The 570-nt window shown below is 64.4% G+C and carries 1 protein-coding gene; it reads right to left on the minus strand.

What is annotated here, in order from left to right; translation table 11 throughout:
- Positions 1–570 (minus strand): MFS transporter (locus HWX25_RS32830; RefSeq protein ID WP_175912752.1); only part of this gene is annotated, 570 nt, incomplete at both ends.

Genomic DNA, 570 nt, shown 5'->3' on the forward strand with positions numbered 1-570 from the left:
ACCTTGATCTGCGCGAGCGTGCCCGCCGGCGCGGCCACGTTCTCGTAGTTCAGGCCGGCCTTCGAGAGAGCCGCCTTGGCGATGTCGCAGGAAGTCGTGAACTTCGCCGTGCCGACCGGGTTGAACTGGAACGAGCATTCGTCCGGGTTCGCGATCACGGTGATCGGCGCCTTCTGCGTGGCCGTTTCCAGCGCCGGATTCGTGTAGTGCGTGAGCGCCTTGAACAGCGGGAAGTAGGTCAGCGCGGCGATCAGGCAGCCGGCCAGGATGATCGGCTTGCGGCCGATCCGGTCCGACAGCGAGCCGAAGAACAGGAAGAAGGGCGTGCCGATCAAGAGCGCCACGGCGATCAGGATATTGGCCGTGGTGCCGTCCACCTTCAGCGTCTGCGTCAGGAAGAACAGCGCGTAGAACTGGCCCGTGTACCAGACCACCGCCTGGCCAGCGGTCAGCCCGACCAGCGCGAGGATCACGATCTTCAGATTGCGCCATTGGCCGAAGGCTTCGGTAAGCGGCGCCTTCGAGGTCTTGCCCTCGGCCTTGATGCGCATGAACACCGGCGATTCGTTC

This window comes from Burkholderia sp. BCC1640, assembly GCF_902833125.1.
Classification (GTDB): domain Bacteria; phylum Pseudomonadota; class Gammaproteobacteria; order Burkholderiales; family Burkholderiaceae; genus Burkholderia; species Burkholderia diffusa.